Genomic DNA, 19,501 nt, shown 5'->3' on the forward strand with positions numbered 1-19,501 from the left:
CGTGGGTGCCGCCGCCGGAGTCGGTGCGGATCAGTACGCGGCGGCGGCACTGTTTGGGGAGCTGTGCGAGTGCCAGCCGGGCGGCGTCGCCGAGGCTCGATGCCGCCGCCCGCACCGGGCCTCGCCATGCTCGTCGTCGATCGCCGACGTCAGAAAATGATCGGACGCGGGAGGTACGGCTCGGAGAGGAAGGCGAGCTCCTTCTCACTCAGGGCCAGATCCACCGCGGCGACGGCGTCGTCCACGTGCCGCTCCTTGGTGGCGCCCACGATCGGGGCGGTCACGCCCGGCTGGTGGAGCAGCCACGCCAGCGCCACCTGAGCTGGAGGTACCTCGTGCTCACGCGCCGTCTCGACCACCCGCTCGATGATCACGGCATCTCCCGCGCCCCCATAGAGCTGCTCCTGGCGCGCGCCGTCCCCGACCTGGCGGGCGGTGTCGACCGGGGCGCCCGCGCGGGCGAGCAGGCCGCGAGCGAGCGGGCTCCACGGGATCAGGCCGACGCCCTGGTCACGGCACAGCGGGATCATCTCCCGCTCCTCTTCTCTGTAGAGGAGGTTGTAGTGCGGCTGCATGGCGACGAATTTGGTCCAGCCGTTGCGTTCGGCGGTGTGCTGGGCCTTGGCGAACTGCCAGGCGTACATGGAGGAGGCGCCGATGTAGCGGGCCTTTCCGGCGCGGACGACGTCGTGAAGGGCCTCCATCGTCTCCTCGATCGGGGTCTCGTCGTCCCAGCGGTGGATCTGGTAGAGGTCGACGTAGTCGGTGCCGAGGCGGCGTAGCGAGGCGTCGATCGCGGCGTGGATGTGTTTGCGGGACAGCCCCCGATCGTTGGGACCGGTGCCCACGGGGAAGTAGGCCTTGGTGGCGAGGACGTAGTCCTCGCGGTGGGGGAATATGGCGCGCAGGAGGTTGCCGGTGACCTCTTCACTGACGCCCTGGGAGTAGACGTCCGCGGTGTCGAAGAAGGTGACGCCGTTGTCGGCGGCTTTGCGGACGATGGGTTCGGCCTGGTCCTGGGGGAGTACCCAGCCGCCCCATTTGTCGGGGTCGCCATAGCTCATCATGCCGAGGCAGATCCTGCTGACTTTGAGTCCGGTGGTGCCGAGCCGTACGTAATCCATGCCGATCACCCTAGGTTCCGTCCGGTCGCGGTGAACATACGGGCTTTACGGCGTCGTTGGAAGCCCGCGGAAGCTCCTGTCGTTGTGAGCGCTTTCGTTGTACGTCACCTGCTGCCGAAGGAGAAACATTTGCCCCAACTCGATCGGCAGCCTAATGATCTGCGAGAGTCCGCCTCCAACACGACAGGTCACCAGTGCCAGGACGAAGGATCCCCGCCGGCTCACCGCATGCCTGCGGACGGCTTCGACGTGCATGACGGATCGCGCTCGCCGGTCGCTGTTCAGTGATCGCCGGTCGCCGGTCCTCGATCCTCGATCACGGATCGCCGGTCGCCGTTCATGGGCCGCTGTTCGCGGGATTGTTGGTCACTGTCTGTCGGTCCAGCGTCGGGGGCGGAGCTTGGAATACCGGTGGAAGCGCATTGACACGGTCCCGTCGCCCTGATCGATCACTTCTACCCGGTCGGGGTGGCGGGACTTCCACTTGTTGTCCGCGGCGCACAGCGGTGCGAGGTTGTCCAGGTTGGTGCGGCCGGTCGGGTACCAGGGTTCGATGTGGTCGATCTCGGCCAGGTAGGCGGGGATGTCGCAGCCTTCGCGGCAGCAGGTCCGGTACGTGGCCAGGATCGCTTCCCGCTGGTCGGCTGAGGCCAGCCGGCGTGCCCGCCCGAAATCCTTCATGATCCCGTCCGCGTCGCGGAGCACCCGCCGTAGTTCGGCGGTGTAGGCCATCCTGCGCGCATCCTGCGCCGGGATAGCCGTGCCGTCCTCCAGAAAGGCCGGCTCTTCTGATTGGCCGGTCAGGGTTTGCTCGGTGACCGATACGTGCATCACGGTGCGCCTGCCGCCCTGCGATAGGCGGATGGCGAGGGCGTCGGCCATGCGGCGGCCGTGGTTGCGCAGGTCGGTGCTGTCGGTTTTGGCCGCCAGCGGTTCCAGCCAGGTTTTCAGCTGCATCTTCAGTTCTGGGTCGAGCAGTCCGCGCAGGCGGCCCATCCCATCGGTGGTGTCGGAGATCGTCAGGTGCTGGCGTTCGGTCTTGGCCGCCGCCCGCGCCAGCCTCCCGTCCGGGTCGATGGTCTCGATGATGGTGTGGCCGGCGCGGGCCACGTCCTCCACCGTGGACACCGACGCCCGCGCCAACTCCACCAGGATCGGTTCGGCCAGTTCGGTTTCGGCGTCGTCCAGATGCCGGGTGGCGGACGCGATCGTCGCCGCATACCCGAACGACAGACGACCCGACGCGAACAAGCGGGCGGTGTGGGGCAGGCGCGGGAGCTGCCGCGCGAGTGTGACACGTTCTCCGGCGCGGGCGGTGCGTGACCCGGTGGCCGCTGCCAGCCACGCCCCGATCGACCGCCGCCCGAACAGGTGGTGGCCTTTACCGGCTTCGGCTATCGGGAGGCGGGCGGCGATCGCGGCTTCGGCCAGATCGATCGCCCGTGCCAGGGCGACGATCTCCGCCATCACCACCTCAACCTCGGCACCAGTCTCGGCACCGGTCCCAGTCACTGCGCCAGCCCCTGCCCCAGCACCGGCGTTAACACCGACTCCAGCGCCAGTCCCGGTCTCGGCTCCAGCCCCGGTCTTGGCTTCGCCCGACACCTTTCCTGCAGCCGCGGCCAGCCACTCGGCACGAGCCAGCAACTCGATGACGTCGCATCCGGCCAGGTTCAGGTCGGGCCAGTCTCCTACTCGGCTGTCACCACCAGCAGCATCCGGGCCCGTGGGGTTCTGGCCGTCACCGCCAGCGCTGCCTGCACCAGCGCCTCGGCCCCGGCCGACAGCGTCCTGGCCATCTTGACCAGCGCCCCGGCGGTCACCACCAGCGGCCGGCCCATCACCGCCGATGCCCTGGCCAGCGCCCCGGCCATCCCGACCAGCCCGCAAGGGACGGGTCGCGGGCGACTCGTGGGTGGGGCGACGGCCTTGCCAGATTCCATCCCAGGCCGACAGGTCGTCACGGTTGCATCCGGGCCGCGGTAGCCCGTCCCGACCGGAAAGGGCACCGCCATCGCTTCCGCGGCGCTGCGACTCCTCCCTGCTGTCAGGCTTCTGGTCTTCTGTCGCCTCCGGGAGGCCGAGCAGCCGACGGGCCCAGGAGTGCGTCGTCTCCGGCTCACCGCGTCGTCCACCTCGCCCCTCGGGGCGGGTCGTGTCGTGCGGGGCGGGATCAGGGGCTCCTCCGCAGCCTCCGAAGCTGAGGCCGTCACCGAGGAGCTCGGCGCTGCGAGCGCGGTCGAGAAGCACCGCACCGTAGGAGTCACCGGAGAAACGATCGGATCCGATGAGCGGCGTGTGCCGCCTGGACCCGCGCCGCCGTCGCGGGGATGCAGAAGGCGCGTCAGACGGCCGGGACGGAAGAGCGTCCTCCGGTCGGCGCGACAACAGCACGCCACCCGAAAGCATCATCTCTTCGCACCTCCCCTCCCGGTCTGACGGTCGACCCTCTGCGAGGATATCGTTCACGCGTTCGATAGGCAACTCTAAGTAATCATGCTTGCACTATTTGTGACTACCGTGGACGGCATTCCGATTGGTGGGCATTCGCGAGCGGAGAGGTCACAGCGGCTCGCCACCGGAGGCCGGCTTCCCTACCGTCGACGCCATCGCTGTCAACTCTCGGGGCCGGGTGACCCGCAGCTATGGGCGGAAACATTGAGGCCGCCCTGTTTGCGCGGCTTGCGCTTGCGTGCCAGCCCGCCGCCCGCGTGGGTCAGGGTTATGGCGAGCAGGTCCCAGGCTGCCGCCACTGCGCGCTCTCTCGGTGCCGTGCCCACCATTCGGTTCGCGCGCTGCACCACGGCGACGCCGTCCGCCCGCAGTCGTAGCTCTTCGTCCGCCTTTGTAAGCGCCTGGTCTTCGCGGACGTAGTACACGTCGCGGCAGGTGGTTGGGGTGGCCGAAGCGATGCCATCAAGATGTCATCAAGGCGTGCCCGAACTCGTTCGGGTTCGCGGACGCGGGCCTTCAGCTCTGCTTCGATGAGCATGTTCTCCCCAGTCACGCGTATGGGCGCGAAGATCGGTCAGCTTTAGTTCGGCCGGCGGCACCACGGGGGACTTGCTCGATTCCAGCTACAAGCGCGCAGGGCTCTCCCGTCCAAACGATGGCAGCGGGCAGGAAACCCGTGACCCTTCGTCAGATCAGGCGGCTTGTGTACCCTGCCTCGACCAGGCGCTCATAGGCCGACCGGACGTCGGCGGGGAACGGTTGCTCGACGGCGTAGCCGAGCTTGGGGTACTCGGTGATCCGTTGGGTGTCGCCGACGAGCATGCTGATCACACGGTCGGGGTTCCCGATGCGCTCCAGATATTCATCGAGTGACATCGGAAGGGACGCGCACGTGATGTCGATCTCCGGCCAGAGCTTCGTGCAGGTGGCGTAGGCGCGTCGCTGCTGGTACGGCTTGGAGATGATGACGGCCGAGCGGACCTTGACACCTTGTTCGGTGAGAAGTGCGCGAGTTCGGCTGATGTTCTCGCCGGTGTTGGTCGCCGTCGGCTCGATGAGGATGGCTTGGGCGGGAACACCGCGCTCGATGGCGTGCTCCCGGTAGTGAACCGCCTCACCACGTGGGAAGTCGTTGACTGTGGTTGGGGCGTTGGCGCCGGTGAAGACGATCAACGGGAATGTCCCGCGCAGGTAGAGATCGGCGGCGCATGTCGCCACTCCGAGGTCATGACTGCCCAGCCCGATGCCGACGTCGGCGGGGCGTACACCATGGTGCATGTCGTGGTAGTCCCAAAGTGTCGCGACGTCGGCGCGAAGCGTGTCGGATAGGACGGCACGGGGTGTCATGGCGGGTTCCTGTCCTCAATCGGGGATTTTGAACGTGTATGACCATGCGAAGCGTGAGGCGGCATGGATGTCTCGCGCGAGCTCGACCAGGCGTCCGTCGCGGGTGAATGTGCGTCGGTGCAGGACCATGACAGCCTCGCCGGCGGGTAGCTGGAGCACCTCAGCTTCGTGTGGCGTGGGCGTTCGCGCATGGATCGTCTCGGTCATGCTGTCGGGTTCGAGGCCCTGGACGGTGAGCACGGCGAACCCTCCGCCATGTCCTCCTGTTCCGGCGTCAGATCAAAAAGAGGGGTTCGTTCGGGTCGGCGGACGGGTGATCAGGGCTTGCCGGCCGGGGGCGGTGGCGAGCCGAAGCGCGCCACGTAGTGCCAGACCTTCTTCAGTGCCTGCACGTCGTAGCGCCCGGTGCGGGTGGCGTCTCCGATGACCCGCGGATCGAGCAGGCCGTCGACCGCGATCTCGGCGCCGAGCGCTACGTACTCCTGTCCCCGGTAGTTCGGGTGGCGCCGCAGATGTTCGGTCGTGAGGCGGAAGCCGGAATGCCATTCCACCGCGCACGGAAGCCGGCGGGCCGCGGCCTCCACGGCCGTGCCGCGATAGCTGGGATCGAGGAGCAGGGCCTCCACGTCCCGATCGAGCCGGACCGGCCCGTGCACCTGCGCCTCGATGTAGTCGTCCAGGAGGTCCTGGTCGTCCGCCTCGGCCAGGCCGATCAGCGCCATGCGGGACGCGACGCCGAACGCCGAAGGTTCGAAGAAGCTGTCCGGGTAGCAGAAGGTGGTTCGCCGAAGAGTCTCGGCCGTCAGCCTGAAGTGGGCGGATCCGAACCGCGGCGCGGCGCCGATGGGCTTATGTCGGAAGTTCAGCGCACCGTAGACGGGGCGCGCCTCGGCGGGCGCATGGTCGTACGCGCCGCCGAAGATCCTGCTTTCCCAACGCCACCGGTCGCCGCCGGGATGAGCGGTGAGTCCCCCGTTGCTCGTTCCGGTGACGAATTGCGACAGGTAGACGCCGTCGTCGGCCAGTCGGAGCAGGATCTGCCGGTCGCCGACCAAGCGGTCGGGGTGGAAGTTGAGGGTCACACGCAACCGGGGGTCGATCGGGTCCCCCGACGACAGGGTCTCGACGTGGCGGAGGGCTCGCTCCTGCGGCGACGTGAACGTGTCCGCGCTCATCCGCGCAGTCTGCCTGAGCGCGATCTGTCGTCGCATCCCGAATTGACTTGGGACCCGGCCCCGATGGTCTTCCCTCATCCTGATCTCTGTTCGCCTTCGCCCCGGGCGCGACGCGGCAGCAGGTCAGCCGACAGGTCAGTTCAACTTCGGTCTGACACTGGGAACGTTCGCCTTCGCCCTGCCGCACGGTTTGATCTTGTTGCTGGCTTGGCACAAGCGACAGAAGGCCGCAGCCGCCGGCGCGGTTTCAGGATTCGCCCGACGAGTAGGCCCTTCCCGATCTTGAACCGCAGGCCGCGGACATCGTCCCCTGCACAGCGGCTTCCGGCGGATCCTGCCGCGATGTGTCGGTCACAGAGGGGTTCCTCGCGTATCCAGGCGGTGGACGAGTTCCCGGAGCGCCTGGATCTCGGCGTCCAACGCGCGTTTGCCCTTCGGGGTGATCGAGATCCACGTCCGGGGTCGTCTGCCCTCGTATCCCTTGCGCATGGCGATCAGGCCGGAGCTTTCGAGCACCTTCAGGTGGCGGGAAAGGTTGCCGTCGGTCACCGCGAGCTGGTGCTTGAGGAAGCCGAACTCGACCTGGTCGGCCTCTCGGGCGATCGACAGGACGCCGAGGCGTACGCGCTGGTGCACCGTGTCGTCCAGCGCCTGTGTCGGATGGAGGGCCTGCGTGTCGTCGGGATGCGCGGGCGTGGTGGTCGTCGCGTTCAAGTCGTTCTCGCGATCAGAGAGCCGGTGCGGTGTGCTCGCGCCGGCCGGGCGGAGGCCCATTCGGCGGCACCCGCGAGGAGCAGGATCGCGGCCAGGAGCAGCGCCTTGAACTCCGGCCCGTCGAGCCAGCCGGGCTCAGCGGGGTGCGCCCAGGGGAGCCAGCTGGTGCCCCACGTCGGGGCGAGGTAGGCCGACAGCAGCGCGACATGACACAGTCCCGCCGTGGCGGTGATCCATCTGCGTTCGAGGAGACCGAGGACCAGCAGGCCCACTCCTACGACGTACCACGGGCTGGCATAGCTGTTCTCGAGGAAAGACGCGTTCCCCGGCTGTCCGCGGAGGAGGAAGAGAGCGAGCGAGGCCGCCACGACCAGTGTGAATGTGAGGGCCACGGCCCACAGCCACGGACGTCGGCGAGGCATGATCCCCCGGATCTCACCACGGCGGCGATACCAGCGGGCGAAGGTCAGCCAGAGCACCGGCAGCACCGCGAACCAGAGTCCCCATGCCAGGAAACGCAGGACCGAGCCGTCGAACTCGTGGGCGTCGCACGGAGCGCCCTCGACGTGGACGCGGCAGACGCCCTTCAGTTCGGCGTACGCGAAGAGCGGATAGGAGACGACGTACCGGCCGTGCGCGCCGAAGTTGAAGGCGTGACGGGCGATGGGAACCGCCGCGAGCGACACGAGCCCGAAGCCCAGCAACGGCCCCCACGAGCCGCGCAGGTGTTTCCGGGCGGACGAACGCAGGGCGTGGTGCTCCGCGAGCAGGGCGCCCTGCCCGCGAGATGGTTCGCCGGGATCCTCGAAACCGGTCCGGGCAGGTCTGTCCATCTACGGCCTTCCCCTCGCATGCTGATCCGCCGCCGAGACGTCAACTTTGTATTGCAAAGTAGTTGGCGGTCAAGAGTGAAGGGAAGTCCGCTCCGCACCGTGAATGATCGAGGGTGGGCGCGGATGCCCGGGGCGGCGGTGGTCAGGAGGGCGGGGGACTGCGGGTCCAGGAGCCCCGGCGGTCGGGGCTCTGGGGGCGGGAGCCGGACCTGCGGGCGGACGCCCGTTTCGACCAGCGGGCCAGGGCCAGCGCCAGGACCAGCACGAGGGTCACGCCCGCGTAGACGGCCAGCTCGGTGAACTGTTCGCGGCTCTGCTGCGCCGTCATCGTGACCTTGAGCCGTACGACCACGGACAGGACGTGCCGGACCACGGCGATGATGCCGACGATGATGAACGGGTCGACCTGCAGATGCCTGCCCTTGAGGTGCATCTGCACCGTCACGAAGATCTCGACGACGATCAGGACGAGCAGCAGCTCCTCCAGGATCACGCTGACCGTGTCGGCCCAGCTCGCCGAGGCGCTGATCGCCGTCACGACCATCATGACCATGATGCCGCCCGCGACGCAGAGGAGGACGAACGCGACCACGTAGAGGAGCGCCCGCTCGATGCGGGTGAGGATCCGCAGCAGCAGCGCCTCCAGGTCGCTCTGCGCAAGGGCGCTCGGCGGTCGCGGCCTACCTCTCGGCGGCGGTGTGCGTGTCTCATCGTCCATAGGCGGGCCTGTCCGTGGGTCGCGTCACGCATGGGGCGGAACCGAATCGTGTGTCGCGTGCGGTCGTCCCGCCTGTCACCGCTTCCTCAGGCAGTACCCGGATATATCGGCCGATGACGGTCTTTACCGGTCTTTTCCGGGCGCCTGTCGGCGCCCGTCGAAGCTCGCCGGTGCTTGTCGGCGCTTGTCGGGGAACGCGGCGCGACCAGGGGATCGACGAAATCGTGGCTCACTCATGGTGACGGATCACGAAATATGCCCACGGCTTGCGGGAATACCGTCAAATCGGGGCGAACCGGGGAAACGTCTAAACGTGGGAAAGCGTCGGCCTCTCCCGGGAAACCCCCGGGGAATATCGCTCTCGCCACGGAGCGCTTCCCTGAGAGAACGCCGGTGTTCTCCGGAACGCAGCTCCCCGAAGACGGAGCAGGAGGGTGGCTTCGATGTCCGTCGCACTCAACCACACCATCGTGCCGAGCAGGGACAAGCGCGCGTCGGCCGAGTTCCTGGCCGACATCCTCGGGCTCACCGCGGCCCCGCAGTGGGGGCCGTTCGTGCCGGTCCAGACGGCCAACGGCGTCACGCTCGATTACATGGACGCCGACGAGGTCCAAGGGAACCACTACTGCTTCATCGTCAGTGAGTCCGAGTTCGACGTGATCTTCGAGCGGATCCGGGGGCGCGGGCTCGACTACTGGGCCGACCCGCACCACGGGAAGCCCGGGGAGATCAACCACCTGTACGGCGGGCGCGGGGTCTACTTCAACGACCCCAACGGCCACAACATGGAGGTCATCACCCAGCCGTACGCCTGATCCCGGAAGCCGCCGCGCCAACCGGTGCGCAAGCCGTCGCCAAGTCGCGGCCGCTACAAATGGGGCGTGAACGGATACGAGATCAGACGGCCCTCCAAGGCGGACGCGCGGGCGATCCACGAGCTGGTCGCCGAGATCGACACCATGGCCATCGGCCGCCCCGACTCCACGTTGGACGACGTCGCCGAGGTGCTCAGCGAGCTGGACCTCGCCGCCGACAGCTGGCTGGTGTACGAGGGCGGCCGGCTCGTGGGCTGGGGCTGGGCCTGTCCCAAGGGGACCGGCGGCGACGTGGACATCGACGTACGGGCACTGGTCCCCGAGGTGGCGGACCGGCTCTGGGCGCGCGTCCTCAGCCGGGCGGTGGAGATCGCCCGCGGCCTCGGACACGGCCGGGCCCGGGTGGACATCAGCGTCTACCGCGAGGACGCCGAGCTCCAGGCGGCGGCCAAGGCGCACGGGCTCGCTCCCGCGACCAGCTTTCACCGCATGCGGATCGACCACGCCGGCGGCACGTCCGTCGCCGACCCCGAGATCCCCGCCGGCGTCATGATGGAGAGCGGCGAGCCCGGCGAGGAACGGCTCCGCACCGCCCACCGGATCCAGCAGGAGGGCTTCGCCCGGCACTTCGGGTTCGTGCCCCGGACGTTCGACGAGTGGGTCTCCGCGATGGAGGCGGCGCCCGCGAACGACTGGAGCCAGCTCCTGGTCGCCCGCGTGGACGGCGAACCCGCCGCGATGCTGCTGGGCACCGACCACTTCCTGGCCGACGAGAACTGCGGCTACGTGCGGACCCTGTCCGTGCTGCCCGCCTTCCGCGGCCGGGGGCTCGGGAGGCTCCTGCTGCGTACGGCGTTCGCGGCGGACGCGCGGCGCGGCCGCGCCGGGACGATCCTGCACGTGGATTCCAACAACGTCACGCCCGCGCTCGGCCTCTACCTCTCGGTCGGGATGCGCAGCGTGCTCGTGATCGACGCCTGGCGGGCGGACCTCCCGACCGGCCCGGACCGGTCCGAGGCGGTCGGGGAGATTCCGGAGTCCCTCGCATAACGCCGAATCCGCGCACGCGGGTGTCAACCGGCGGGGAGGAACACCCGGAAGAGCGTGTCGCCCGGGCGGCTCTCCACCGAGACGTCGCCGCCGTGCGAGGCCACCACGGCCTTGACGATGGCCAGGCCGAGGCCGCTGCCGCCCCGCGCGCGCGACCGCGCCTTGTCGGCGCGGACGAACCGCTCGAAGATCTCCGCGCGTACGTCCTCGGGGATGCCGGGCCCGTCGTCGTGGACGGTCAGCTCGGCCGCCCCCGGGGCCGGGGCGCGTACGGACACGGTGACCGTGGTCCCCGGCGGGGTGTGGGTGTGCGCGTTGGCCAGCAGGTTGGCGACGACCTGGTGGATGCGTCCGGCGTCACCGGTGATCGTGACCGGCTCCTCCGGGAGGCGCAGCCGCCAGCGGTGGCCCGGGGCGGAGACCCGCGCGTCCCCTGCGGCGTCGATCACGACGCGGGTCAGGTCGACGGGGTCGCGGGCGAGCGGCCGCCCTGCGTCCAGGCGGGCGAGGAGCAGCAGGTCGTCCACGAGTGTGCCCATCCGGCCCGACTCCGCGTCGATCCGCTCCAGCGCGTGCCGTACCTCGCCGGGGACGTCGCCGGGGTGGCGGCGGGCCAGCTCGGCGTGGGCCCGTACGGTCGCCAGGGGCGTGCGCAGTTCGTGGCCCGCGTCGGCGGCGAAGGTGCGCATGCGCTGCTCGCTGGCGTGCCGCCGGGCGAGCGCTTCCCCGACGTGGCCGAGCATCCGGTTGAACGCGGCCCCGAGCTGGCCGACCTCGGTCCGCGGATCCTCGTCGGGGACCCGGTCCGGCAGCGCGACGGCGCCGCTGGCGAGCGGCAGGGTGCTCACCCGGCGCGCCGTGGCGGTCACCCGGTCCAGGGGCCGGAGGGACAGCCGCACCCAGGTCGTGCCGGCCACGCCGGTGAGGATCATCACGATGGCGAAGACCACGCTCTCGGTGATCTGGAGGCGGTGCACCGCGGCGTTGACACCCTCCAGGGGGAGCCCGTTGACGAGGACGTCGCCGTCGGCGCCGGGCACCGCCATGACGCGGTAGTCGTCCAGCTCCGACAGCTCCACGGAGTGCGCGCGCCGGTCCAGGGGCACGGCGGCCAGGACGGCGGCGTCCGCTGAGGTGAGCCGGATGTCCGCCTCCTCCGCGGTCACCACGGCGGCGTGGGTGACCCGGCCGTCGACCAGGCGGACGCCCAGGGTGCCGGGGCTCTGCCCGCGGCTGTCGCCGTGCCCGTCGCGGTCGTCGTCGTGCTCCAGGCTCGCCGCGAACCTCCCGGCCGTCATGGAGAGCTGCCGGTCGAGCTGGTCCACCATGAACCGGTTGAGGGAGAGCGAGCCGGCCGCGCCGACGGCGGCGCAGGCCAGCGCGAGCAGGACGAGCAGGCCGGCCACCAGCCGGGCGCGGAGCGTGCGGGGTCTCATGGCCGGAGCACGTATCCCACGCCGCGCACGGTGTGGATCAGCGGCGGCCGTCCCGTGTCGATCTTCTTGCGCAGGTAGCTGATGTACAGCTCGACCACGTGGGCCTGGCCGCCGAAGTCGTAGGACCAGACCTGGTCGAGGATCTGCGCCTTGCTGAGCACCCTGCGCGGGTTGCTCATGAGGAAGCGCAGCAGCTCGAACTCGGTCGGGGTCAGCTCCACCAGCTCGCCGCCCCTGGTGACCTCGCGCGCGTCCTCGTCCATCGTCAGGTCGCCCACGATCAGGCGGGAGCCGTGCGAGGTCCGCGCCATCCCGGCCCGGCGCAGCAGGCCGCGCAGCCGGGCGAGGACCTCCTCCAGGCTGAACGGCTTGGTCACGTAGTCGTCGCCGCCCGCGGTGATGCCGGCGATCCGGTCCTCGACGGCGTCCCTGGCGGTGAGGAAGAGCACGCACACGTGCGGCGACTCCGCACGCAGGCGGCGCAGCACCTCCAGGCCGTCCATGTCGGGGAGCATGATGTCGAGCAGCACCGCGTCGGGCCGGAACTCGCGGGCCGCGGTCACCGCGGCCGTGCCGTCCGCGGCCGAGCGCACCTCCCACCCCTCGTAGCGCAGCACGGCGCCGAGCACTTCGACGAGATCGGGCTCGTCGTCGACGACGAGGACGCGGACGGGGGTCCCGTCGGGGCGGATCAGTTCGGGCGTAGCAGGGGTCGTACGCATGGTGATGACCACCGTCCTCCCTGTACGCGCGGCGAAACCTCTGAGCGACCTCTGAGAATCCTATGAATGCTTCTGCTATGTCATGGCTCATAGGTAAATGAGAAGTTCGACTGGCACGGTGCTCCACGGACCTACGAGAGGAGATCCGCGTGAGCACCGGATTCGCATCGCCGGCCCGGCAGGGGGGAGGCGTCACCGGAGCACGCCGGAGCGCGCCCCCCGGCGGCGTCCGCGCCCGGCCCGCGGCCGTCCTGGCGGTCGTCGCCGCCGGCGCGCTCGTCGTGCTCGGCCTGTGGTGGGCGGGCACGCCGAGCGTCTCCGGGCCGGACGGCTGGCTCACCGGCGCGGGCCGGATCACCGGACTGCTCGCCGGATACGGCTTCGCGGTGCTGCTCGCGCTGATGGCGCGGGTCCCCGCGCTTGAGCGCGGCGTCGGCTCCGACAGGCTCGCCCGCTGGCACTCCATGGGTGGCCGGTACGTGGTCGGGCTCTCCGTCGCGCATGCCCTGCTGATCATCTGGGGGTACGCCGTCACCGACGGGGCCGACGTGGTGAACGAGACCGTGACGCTCAACCTGTCCTATCCGGACGTGCTCAAGGCCACGGTCGCGCTGCTGCTCCTGGTGGGGGTCGGCATCATCTCGGCCCGCGCCGTACGTCCCCGGTTGCGGTACGAGACCTGGCTCCACCTGCACTTCTACACGTATCTCGTGGCCTGGCTGGCGTTCGGGCACCAGCTCGCGAACGGCGCCGAGTTCCTGACGTTCCCCGCCGCCGGGACCGCCTGGACCGTCCTCTACGTCGCGGTGGCGGCGCTGATCGTCTGGTATCGGTTCCTCACGCCCGTGCGGCAGGCGTTCCGGCACCGGCTCAGGGTCGCCGCGGTCGTGCCGGAGGCCCCCGGCGTCGTGTCGGTGTATGTCTCCGGCCGCCGCCTGGACCGGCTGCGGGCCGAGCCCGGCCAGTTCTTCCGCTGGCGGTTCCTCACCCGGGACCTGTGGTGGTCCCCGAACCCGTACTCGCTGTCGGCGGCGCCGCGATCGGGCGGGCTGCGGATCACCGTGAAGGACCTGGGCGACCAGAGCCGGGCGCTCACCCACCTGCGCCCCGGCACCCGGGTCGTCGCCGAGGGACCGTACGGCGCCTTCACCGCGGCCCGCCTCGGGAGGCGCCAAGGGAGCGGCAGGCGGGCGCGCCGCGGGCGGAAGGTGCTGCTCGTCGCCGGAGGAGTGGGCGTCACGCCGGTGCGCGCCCTGTTCGAGTCGGTCCCGGCCGCGCCCGGCGATCTCACTTTTCTCTACCGGGCCAGGTCGTGGGACGATCTTGTCTTCCGTGCCGAGCTGGAGGCGATCGCCGCCGCGCGCGGAGCGGCGCTGCACTACTGCCTCGGACCGAGGAGCGAGATCGGCGACCCGTTCAGGCCGGAGATCCTCGCCCACCGGATCCCCGGGCTGCGCGACCACGTGGTCTACGTCTGCGGGCCGGCGAGCATGACGGCCCAGGTCGTGTCCGCGCTGCGCGCCGCCGGAGTGCCGAAGAAGCGCATCCACCACGAGTCGTTCGAGTTCTGACGAAGTTCTGAGGAAGGCGGAGAACGTTCATGCGTAGAGCGATAACGGCTGCGCTCGTCACCGCTGTCGGCCTGGTGCTGCTGCTCTCCTTCAAGCCGCACGAGATCGCGACCTCCGCGAGCCGGCCGTCCGCCGTGGCGCGGGCGGAGGCGCCGTCCGGCCGCGATGAGGGCTTCGGCGCAGCGGACGGAGAGGGCACGGACGCGGGGGCCGGACGCCGAGGAGGGCGCGACGGGGGCGGGGCCGCCACGACCTCCACGGGCACCTGGACGGGCGAGGGGGCGAGCGCCGGCGCGACGAGCGGCGAGCGGATCGCCACCGGCGACACGGCCGACACCCGCTGGGGCCCCGTGCAGATCCAGCTCGTCATCTCCGGCGGCAAGGTGACCGGCGTCAAGGTGCTCCAGGCGCCGGACGGCAACCGCAGGGACATCTCGATCAACGACCGCGCGCTCCCCGTCCTGAACGAGGCGGCGCTCTCCGCCCAGTCGGCCCAGATCGACGCGGTCTCCGGCGCGACCTACACCAGCGAGGGCTACATCACCTCGCTGCAGAGCGCCCTCGACAAGGCCGGGCTCTGATGCGTCACGTCGAGCACGTCATGGGGACGGTGTTCTCCTTCGACGTGCGGGACCCCGTGGACGCGCGCGAGGGCGTGGCGGAGGCGGTTGCCTGGCTGCACCGGGTCGACGCGACCTTCTCCACGTACCGGCCGGACAGTCCCGTCAGCCGGCTCGGCAGGGGCGAGATCGGCCTGGCCGACTGCCCGGAGGAGGTGGCGGAGGTCCTCGGCCTGTGCGAGGCGGTGGCCCGGACCTCGGAGGGCTACTTCACGGCACGTCCGGGAGGCCGCCTCGACCCGTCCGCGATCGTGAAGGGGTGGGCGGTCGAACGGGCGTCGCGCATCCTCACCCGGGCGGGCGCGCCGAACCACTGCGTCAACGGCGGCGGCGACATGTGGCTCGCCGGGTCCGCCGCTCCCGGCCGCCCGTGGCGGGTGGGCGTCGCCCATCCGCTGCGGGCGGGGGAGCTGGCCGCCGTGGTGGCCGGGACCGATCTCGCCGTGGCCACCTCCGGCACCGCCGAGCGCGGGCCGCACATCCTCGACCCGCACACCGGCCGCCCGGCGACCGCGCTGGCCTCCGTCACCCTCGTCGGGGCGAGCCTCACCATGGTCGACGCGTACGCGACGGCGGCCTTCGCCATGGGCGGCGCGGCCAGGGAGTGGGTGGCGCGGCTCGACGGGGTGGAGGCGTTCGCGGTCACCGCCGACGGCGGCACCTGGCGCACGCCCGGCTTCCCCCTTTGCCCGTGATCGGCTGCCCGTGATCGGCTGCCCGTGACCGGCGTTCAGGACGCCGGGCGCTGCAGGTGGTCGCGAACCTTGGCGGAGATGGAGCGCAGATGGGCCACGTCGGCGGGGGAGAGCAGGTCGAACATGTGGGCGCGGACGGCGGCGACGTGGCCCGGGGCGGTGGCCGCGAGCTTGGTGGCGCCCGCCTCGGTGAGCTCGGCCTCGGTGCCGCGCCGGTCGTCCGCGCACTCGGTGCGGCGGACCCAGCCGAGCCGTTCCAGCCGGGTCACCGCGCGGGTCGCGCCGCTGCGGGTGGACAGCACGGCGTCGGCGATGTCGCGCATCCGCAGCCGCCGGCCGGGCGCCTCCGACAGCACGACCAGCACCTCGTAGTCGAGCATCGAGACGCCCGCGTCCGCGTCGAGCTGGCGATCGAGGGCCTGGATCAGCAACCGTGTGCCGTCCAGGTAGGCGCGCCACGCCTGCTGCTCCTCCGCGTCGAGCCACCGCACCTCGTTCATGCGGCCCAGCCTAGCGGGAATAGTTGACGGCGCAACGACATTGAGTAGAGTGAATGTCGTTGACGGCGCAACGACCTCGTGCCGTACGCCGCCCGCGACCCTGCGAGATCGGAAGGAAGGCCGCCATGCCCGCCGTCACCGTGGAGAACCCGCTCGCCCTGCCCCGCGTCCCCAGCCCCAACCCGCTCACCGACACCGACCGGCCGGTCGTGTCCGTCACCACCGCGCCCCGCGCGCTCGAAGGCGAGGGCTTCCCCGTGCGGCGCGCCTTCGCCGGCGTGGACATGCGGGCGCTGGACCCGTTCATCCACATGGACCAGATGGGCGAGGTCGACTACGGCGCCGGAGAGCCCAAGGGCACGCCCTGGCACCCGCACCGCGGCTTCGAGACCGTCACGTACATGATCGACGGGGAGATGGCGCACTCCGACTCCCACGGCGGAGGCGGCCTCATCGGAGGCGGCGACACCCAGTGGATGACCGCCGGCTCCGGGATCCTGCACATCGAGACCCCGCCGGAGTACCTCGTCGCCAGCGGCGGGCTGTTCCACGGCATCCAGCTCTGGGTGAACCTGCCGCGCGCCCAGAAGTTCGCCGCGCCCCGCTATCAGGACATCACCGGCGGCAACGTCGCCCTGCTCAGCTCGGCCGACGGCGGCGCGCTCGTCCGCGTCATCGCCGGTGAAGTGGGCGGGCACGCCGGCCCCGGCTCGACGTACACGCCGATCACCCTCGTCCACGCCACCGTCTCGCCCGGCGCGTCGCTGACGCTGCCCTGGCGTCCGGACTTCAACGCCCTGGTCTACGTCCTCGCGGGCAGCGGGACCGCCGGCGCCGAGCGGCGGCCGATCCAGACCGGGCAGCTCGCCGTCTACGGGCAGGGCGACACCATCACCGTCGCCGCGGACGCCCACCAGGTCTCGCGTACCGGCGGGCTGGAGGTGTTCATCCTCGGCGGGCAGCCGATCCGGGAGCCGGTCGTGGCGTACGGCCCCTTCGTCATGAACACCAAGGCGGAGATCATCACGGCCATGGAGGACTACCAGGCCGGCCGTCTGGGCAGCATCCCGGCCGCCCACGCCGACGTCCGGGGCGCCACGCCGGCCACCGACGGCGACGCCTAGATCCGGCGCCGCGCCGCATGTCTATCCCTCGGGGTGGAGCACCCGGCTGAGGAACTCGCGAGTACGGGCATGCCGGGGAGCGGCGATCACCTGCTCCGGCGGCCCGTCCTCCACGATCACCCCCTGGTCCATGAACACCACACGGTCGGCGACCTCGCGGGCGAAGTTCATCTCGTGGGTGACGACCATCATCGTCATGCCGTCCCCGGCCAGCTCGCGCATGACACCGAGGACGTCGCCGACCAGCTCGGGGTCGAGAGCCGAGGTGGGCTCGTCGAACAGCATCAGCGACGGGTTCATGGCCAGCGCGCGGGCGATCGCCACCCGCTGCTGCTGGCCGCCGGAGAGCTGCGCGGGGAAGGCGTCGGCCTTCTCGCCGAGACCGACCCGCTCCAGGTTCTCCCTGGCGATCCGCTCGGCCTCCGCCCGGCCGCGCCGCAGCACCCGCTCCTGCGCGATCGTGACGTTGCGCAGCACGGTGAGGTGCGGGAACAGGTTGAACTGCTGGAACACCATGCCCAGGCGGCGGCGCACCGCGTCGATGTCCACGTCCGGGTCCGTGATCTCCGTGTCGTCCACGACGACCCGGCCGGACGTGGGCCGCTCCAGCAGGTTCACGCACCGCAGCAGCGTCGACTTGCCCGACCCCGACGGGCCGATCACACAGACGACCTGCCCCGCCTCCACCGTGAAGTCGATGCCCTTGAGCACCTCCAGCTTCCCGAAGGACTTGCGCAGGTTCCTGATCTCGACGGTGCTCATCTGTCGCTCACCCCTCCTTGACGTGATTCGAGGCGGCGGGCGACGTACCCGAGGGGGATGGTGATCAGCAGGTAGGTCAGGCCGGACGCCAGGATCGGGGTCGGGTTGGCGAAGGTCGACGCCTGGTCGTTGCCGAACTTGGCGAGCTCCACCTGGGCCGCCGTCACCCCCAGGAACAGGACCAGCGACGAGTCCTTGAACAGCAGGACCAGCTCGTTCGTGAGCGGCGGGATCACGACCCGGACCGCCTGCGGGACGACGATCGACAGCATCGCCCGCCCATGGGACATGCCGAGCGAGCGGGCCGCCTCCATCTGCCCCTTCGGCACCGCCTGCAGACCGGCCCGGAACGTCTCCGCCATGTACGCCGCGGAGACGAGACCCAGGCCGAGCGCGGCCTGGCCGTACACGCCGCCCGGGATCTGGAACCCGGGGAACGCCAGCGGCAGGCTCCCGATCATCAGGAAGATCACCAGGGCCGGGACGCCGCGGAAGATCTCGATGTACGTCGCGGCGATCCACCGGTACGGAGCCACCGAGGACTGCCGCATCAGCGCCAGCAGCATGCCGAGCGCGAACCCGACGACGTACCCGCTGGCGGTGAAGATCACGGTGTTCTTCAGGGCGACGGCGAACAGCCGGGGCAGGCCGTCGGACATCACCTGGGCGTTGAAGAACGACTGCCTGATCGCGCCCCAGTCGGCGAGGCAGGCGAGCGCGACCACGACTGCGACCAGCAGGGCGTACTGGGCGCCCCTGCCGATCCGGCGCCGCTCGCGGGGACTCAGCCCTCGGTGCGGCGCGAGGGCGGTGCCGGGCGCGGTCACGCCGCCGCCGCCGGGCTCAGCTCGACGCCGAACCACTTCTTGTAGAGGGCGTTGTACGTGCCGTCCGCCCGGGCCTGCTCGATCACCTGGTCGACGGCCTTGGACAGCGCGGCGTTGCCCTTCTTCATGCCGATGCCGTACTGCTCGCCGGTGTCCAGACGGGCGACCACGTCGTACTTCGCGCGGATCGCGGGCTTCTTCAGCCAGGTCAGCGCGACGGGGAGGTCCTGCACGATCACGTCGGCCTGGCCGGTCTCCAGGCCGAGCAGCTCCTTGGAGGAGTCGGCGAACTCGATCGGGTCGAACCCCTTGTTCTTGACGTACTCCAGGCCGGTCGTGGAGGCCTGCGCGCCGAGCTTGAGGTTCTTGGCCTTCACATCCCCGAGGGAGGTGACCCCGCTGCCCTTCCTGGCCAGCAGCGCCTGCGTGGCGTCGAAGTACGGCACGGAGAAGTCGATGTTCCTCCGGCGCTCGTCATTGATCGTCAGGCCGGCGGCGGCGACGTCGCACCGGCCCGCGCTGAGTACCGCGCCGCTCTTGATCGCCGCGAAGTCGATGTCGACGACCTCCTGCTTGACGCCCAGCTTCTTGGCGACGAGGTCGATGACGTCCACGTCGAAGCCGACGGTCTGGGAGCCCCGGGTGAACTGGAAGGGCTCGTACTGCAGGTGCGTGCAGGTGGTGAGCTTTCCGGCGTTGACGAGCCGGACGCCGCCCGCCGCGGTGCCGCCACCACCGCCCGCGCTCCCGCCGCTCCCGCAGGCGGAGGCGGTGAGGGCGGTCACCAGCGCCGCGGCGCCGATGGCGAGCATCCGGTGACGCATGGGCCAAAGAGCCACGCGGCCCTCCCTGTAAATGCGACAAAAGACAACATTTACGACAATCTATATGAACTGACAGATAGCTCTACCTCGTTCTGACAAGGGGGAGACAAAATGGGGATTTCGCGAAATAAGGGCTGAATGATGCGGCTGTTACCGGCGTTTTCCCTGGTTCCGGTGACAGTCGGCCGGA

At 70.3% G+C, this 19,501-nt stretch carries 22 protein-coding genes; 6 read left to right on the forward strand and 16 right to left on the reverse strand.

Translation table 11 applies throughout. The annotated features are described in order from the left end of the window. Positions 1-149 precede the first annotated feature (149 nt). The 10 genes from ACQP1V_RS13520 to ACQP1V_RS13565 all read right to left on the reverse strand — a co-directional run bounded on the left by ACQP1V_RS13520 (position 150) and on the right by ACQP1V_RS13565 (position 8,365). Complete coding sequence (locus ACQP1V_RS13520) at positions 150-1,124, reverse strand: aldo/keto reductase (protein ID WP_433422629.1); 975 nt, start codon at positions 1,122-1,124, stop codon at positions 150-152. 366 nt (positions 1,125-1,490) lie between these two features. After that, a complete protein-coding gene (locus ACQP1V_RS13525) occupies positions 1,491-2,591 on the reverse strand; it encodes a DUF222 domain-containing protein (RefSeq protein ID WP_433422631.1) in 1,101 nt (366 codons plus the stop codon). 224 nt (positions 2,592-2,815) lie between these two features. After that, positions 2,816-2,998, reverse strand: coding sequence for a hypothetical protein (locus tag ACQP1V_RS13530; RefSeq protein ID WP_433422634.1), 183 nt, complete (start codon positions 2,996-2,998; stop codon positions 2,816-2,818). Positions 2,999-3,739: 741 nt separating this feature from the next. Further along, a complete protein-coding gene (locus ACQP1V_RS13535; RefSeq protein WP_433422636.1) occupies positions 3,740-4,003 on the reverse strand; it encodes a hypothetical protein in 264 nt (87 codons plus the stop codon). Between the two features lie 262 nt (positions 4,004-4,265). Next, complete coding sequence (locus tag ACQP1V_RS13540) at positions 4,266-4,925, reverse strand: YdcF family protein (RefSeq protein ID WP_433422638.1); 660 nt, start codon at positions 4,923-4,925, stop codon at positions 4,266-4,268. Positions 4,926-4,940: 15 nt separating this feature from the next. Beyond that, positions 4,941-5,165, reverse strand: coding sequence for a UTRA domain-containing protein (locus ACQP1V_RS13545; protein WP_433422641.1), 225 nt, complete (start codon positions 5,163-5,165; stop codon positions 4,941-4,943). A gap of 77 nt (positions 5,166-5,242) precedes the next feature. Beyond that, positions 5,243-6,100 carry a DUF3626 domain-containing protein gene (locus ACQP1V_RS13550; RefSeq protein ID WP_433422643.1) on the reverse strand — a complete coding sequence of 286 codons (858 nt, stop codon included), beginning with the start codon at positions 6,098-6,100 and terminating at the stop codon, positions 5,243-5,245. Positions 6,101-6,451: 351 nt separating this feature from the next. Next, positions 6,452-6,814, reverse strand: a complete 363-nt coding sequence (locus ACQP1V_RS13555; RefSeq protein ID WP_433422645.1) for a winged helix-turn-helix domain-containing protein — start codon at positions 6,812-6,814, stop codon at positions 6,452-6,454. After that, on the reverse strand, positions 6,811-7,647 hold the full coding sequence (locus ACQP1V_RS13560; protein ID WP_433422648.1) for a hypothetical protein: 837 nt from the start codon (positions 7,645-7,647) through the stop codon (positions 6,811-6,813). The genes ACQP1V_RS13555 and ACQP1V_RS13560 overlap by 4 nt, the downstream gene beginning before the upstream one ends. A 142-nt stretch (positions 7,648-7,789) precedes the next feature. Beyond that, positions 7,790-8,365, reverse strand: a complete 576-nt coding sequence (locus ACQP1V_RS13565) for a phosphate-starvation-inducible PsiE family protein (protein WP_433422651.1) — start codon at positions 8,363-8,365, stop codon at positions 7,790-7,792. 443 nt (positions 8,366-8,808) lie between these two features. Here ACQP1V_RS13565 and ACQP1V_RS13570 point away from each other — a divergent pair, with 443 nt between their 5' ends. Next, entirely contained in the window at positions 8,809-9,180 is a 372-nt protein-coding gene (locus ACQP1V_RS13570) for a VOC family protein (protein WP_433422654.1), read from the forward strand. Between the two features lie 66 nt (positions 9,181-9,246). Then, entirely contained in the window at positions 9,247-10,230 is a 984-nt protein-coding gene (locus tag ACQP1V_RS13575; RefSeq protein WP_433422656.1) for a GNAT family N-acetyltransferase, read from the forward strand. Positions 10,231-10,253: 23 nt separating this feature from the next. Here ACQP1V_RS13575 and ACQP1V_RS13580 read toward each other — a convergent pair whose 3' ends face one another. Next, positions 10,254-11,666, reverse strand: a complete 1,413-nt coding sequence (locus ACQP1V_RS13580) for a sensor histidine kinase (protein ID WP_433422659.1) — start codon at positions 11,664-11,666, stop codon at positions 10,254-10,256. Beyond that, complete coding sequence (locus ACQP1V_RS13585) at positions 11,663-12,400, reverse strand: response regulator transcription factor (RefSeq protein ID WP_433422660.1); 738 nt, start codon at positions 12,398-12,400, stop codon at positions 11,663-11,665. The genes ACQP1V_RS13580 and ACQP1V_RS13585 overlap by 4 nt, the downstream gene beginning before the upstream one ends. A 137-nt stretch (positions 12,401-12,537) precedes the next feature. On the opposite strand from ACQP1V_RS13585, the gene ACQP1V_RS13590 reads away from it, so the two are divergent. The 3 genes from ACQP1V_RS13590 to ACQP1V_RS13600 are packed head-to-tail and all read left to right on the forward strand — an operon-like array spanning position 12,538 to position 15,274. Continuing rightward, a complete protein-coding gene (locus ACQP1V_RS13590; protein ID WP_433422663.1) occupies positions 12,538-13,959 on the forward strand; it encodes a ferredoxin reductase family protein in 1,422 nt (473 codons plus the stop codon). 29 nt (positions 13,960-13,988) lie between these two features. Further along, on the forward strand, positions 13,989-14,540 hold the full coding sequence (locus ACQP1V_RS13595) for an FMN-binding protein (protein WP_433422665.1): 552 nt from the start codon (positions 13,989-13,991) through the stop codon (positions 14,538-14,540). Beyond that, positions 14,540-15,274, forward strand: a complete 735-nt coding sequence (locus tag ACQP1V_RS13600) for an FAD:protein FMN transferase (RefSeq protein ID WP_433422668.1) — start codon at positions 14,540-14,542, stop codon at positions 15,272-15,274. Before ACQP1V_RS13595 ends, ACQP1V_RS13600 begins: the two co-directional genes overlap by 1 nt. Before the next feature lie 35 nt (positions 15,275-15,309). Here ACQP1V_RS13600 and ACQP1V_RS13605 read toward each other — a convergent pair whose 3' ends face one another. Further along, on the reverse strand, positions 15,310-15,774 hold the full coding sequence (locus ACQP1V_RS13605) for a MarR family winged helix-turn-helix transcriptional regulator (protein WP_433422671.1): 465 nt from the start codon (positions 15,772-15,774) through the stop codon (positions 15,310-15,312). A 125-nt stretch (positions 15,775-15,899) separates the two neighbouring features. Here ACQP1V_RS13605 and ACQP1V_RS13610 point away from each other — a divergent pair, with 125 nt between their 5' ends. Beyond that, the gene (locus ACQP1V_RS13610) at positions 15,900-16,898 is read left to right on the forward strand and encodes a pirin family protein (RefSeq protein WP_433422674.1); all 999 of its coding nucleotides are present in this window, start codon (positions 15,900-15,902) and stop codon (positions 16,896-16,898) included. 21 nt (positions 16,899-16,919) lie between these two features. Here ACQP1V_RS13610 and ACQP1V_RS13615 read toward each other — a convergent pair whose 3' ends face one another. From ACQP1V_RS13615 to ACQP1V_RS13625, 3 genes are read right to left on the reverse strand one after another with little or no spacing between them, the layout of a single operon-like run. Beyond that, positions 16,920-17,660, reverse strand: coding sequence for an amino acid ABC transporter ATP-binding protein (locus ACQP1V_RS13615; RefSeq protein WP_433422677.1), 741 nt, complete (start codon positions 17,658-17,660; stop codon positions 16,920-16,922). Then, positions 17,657-18,487 (reverse strand): amino acid ABC transporter permease, encoded by an 831-nt coding sequence (locus tag ACQP1V_RS13620; RefSeq protein ID WP_433422680.1) that lies wholly within the window; start codon positions 18,485-18,487, stop codon positions 17,657-17,659. Before ACQP1V_RS13620 ends, ACQP1V_RS13615 begins: the two co-directional genes overlap by 4 nt. Beyond that, positions 18,484-19,326: an ABC transporter substrate-binding protein gene (locus ACQP1V_RS13625; protein WP_433422683.1), complete on the reverse strand. Its 843-nt coding sequence runs from the start codon at positions 19,324-19,326 to the stop codon at positions 18,484-18,486. Before ACQP1V_RS13625 ends, ACQP1V_RS13620 begins: the two co-directional genes overlap by 4 nt. Positions 19,327-19,501: the final 175 nt, after the last annotated feature.

The organism is Microtetraspora malaysiensis, from assembly GCF_050947145.1.
GTDB lineage: Bacteria > Actinomycetota > Actinomycetes > Streptosporangiales > Streptosporangiaceae > Microtetraspora_A > Microtetraspora_A malaysiensis.

Bases quoted from the DNA above. Each gene is read 5' to 3' on its own strand.
- ACQP1V_RS13565 (WP_433422651.1), bottom strand. From the start codon at position 8,365: ATGGACGATGAGACACGCACACCGCCGCCGAGAGGTAGGCCGCGACCG.
- ACQP1V_RS13530 (WP_433422634.1), bottom strand. From the start codon at position 2,998: ATGGCCGGGGCGCTGGCCAGGGCATCGGCGGTGATGGGCCGGCCGCTG.
- ACQP1V_RS13605 (WP_433422671.1), bottom strand. From the start codon at position 15,774: ATGAACGAGGTGCGGTGGCTCGACGCGGAGGAGCAGCAGGCGTGGCGC.
- ACQP1V_RS13580 (WP_433422659.1), bottom strand. From the start codon at position 11,666: ATGAGACCCCGCACGCTCCGCGCCCGGCTGGTGGCCGGCCTGCTCGTC.
- ACQP1V_RS13550 (WP_433422643.1), bottom strand. From the start codon at position 6,100: ATGAGCGCGGACACGTTCACGTCGCCGCAGGAGCGAGCCCTCCGCCAC.
- ACQP1V_RS13525 (WP_433422631.1), bottom strand. From the start codon at position 2,591: ATGGCGGAGATCGTCGCCCTGGCACGGGCGATCGATCTGGCCGAAGCC.
- ACQP1V_RS13570 (WP_433422654.1), top strand. From the start codon at position 8,809: ATGTCCGTCGCACTCAACCACACCATCGTGCCGAGCAGGGACAAGCGC.
- ACQP1V_RS13540 (WP_433422638.1), bottom strand. From the start codon at position 4,925: ATGACACCCCGTGCCGTCCTATCCGACACGCTTCGCGCCGACGTCGCG.
- ACQP1V_RS13560 (WP_433422648.1), bottom strand. From the start codon at position 7,647: ATGGACAGACCTGCCCGGACCGGTTTCGAGGATCCCGGCGAACCATCT.
- ACQP1V_RS13615 (WP_433422677.1), bottom strand. From the start codon at position 17,660: ATGAGCACCGTCGAGATCAGGAACCTGCGCAAGTCCTTCGGGAAGCTG.
- ACQP1V_RS13610 (WP_433422674.1), top strand. From the start codon at position 15,900: ATGCCCGCCGTCACCGTGGAGAACCCGCTCGCCCTGCCCCGCGTCCCC.
- ACQP1V_RS13595 (WP_433422665.1), top strand. From the start codon at position 13,989: ATGCGTAGAGCGATAACGGCTGCGCTCGTCACCGCTGTCGGCCTGGTG.
- ACQP1V_RS13520 (WP_433422629.1), bottom strand. From the start codon at position 1,124: ATGGATTACGTACGGCTCGGCACCACCGGACTCAAAGTCAGCAGGATC.
- ACQP1V_RS13600 (WP_433422668.1), top strand. From the start codon at position 14,540: ATGCGTCACGTCGAGCACGTCATGGGGACGGTGTTCTCCTTCGACGTG.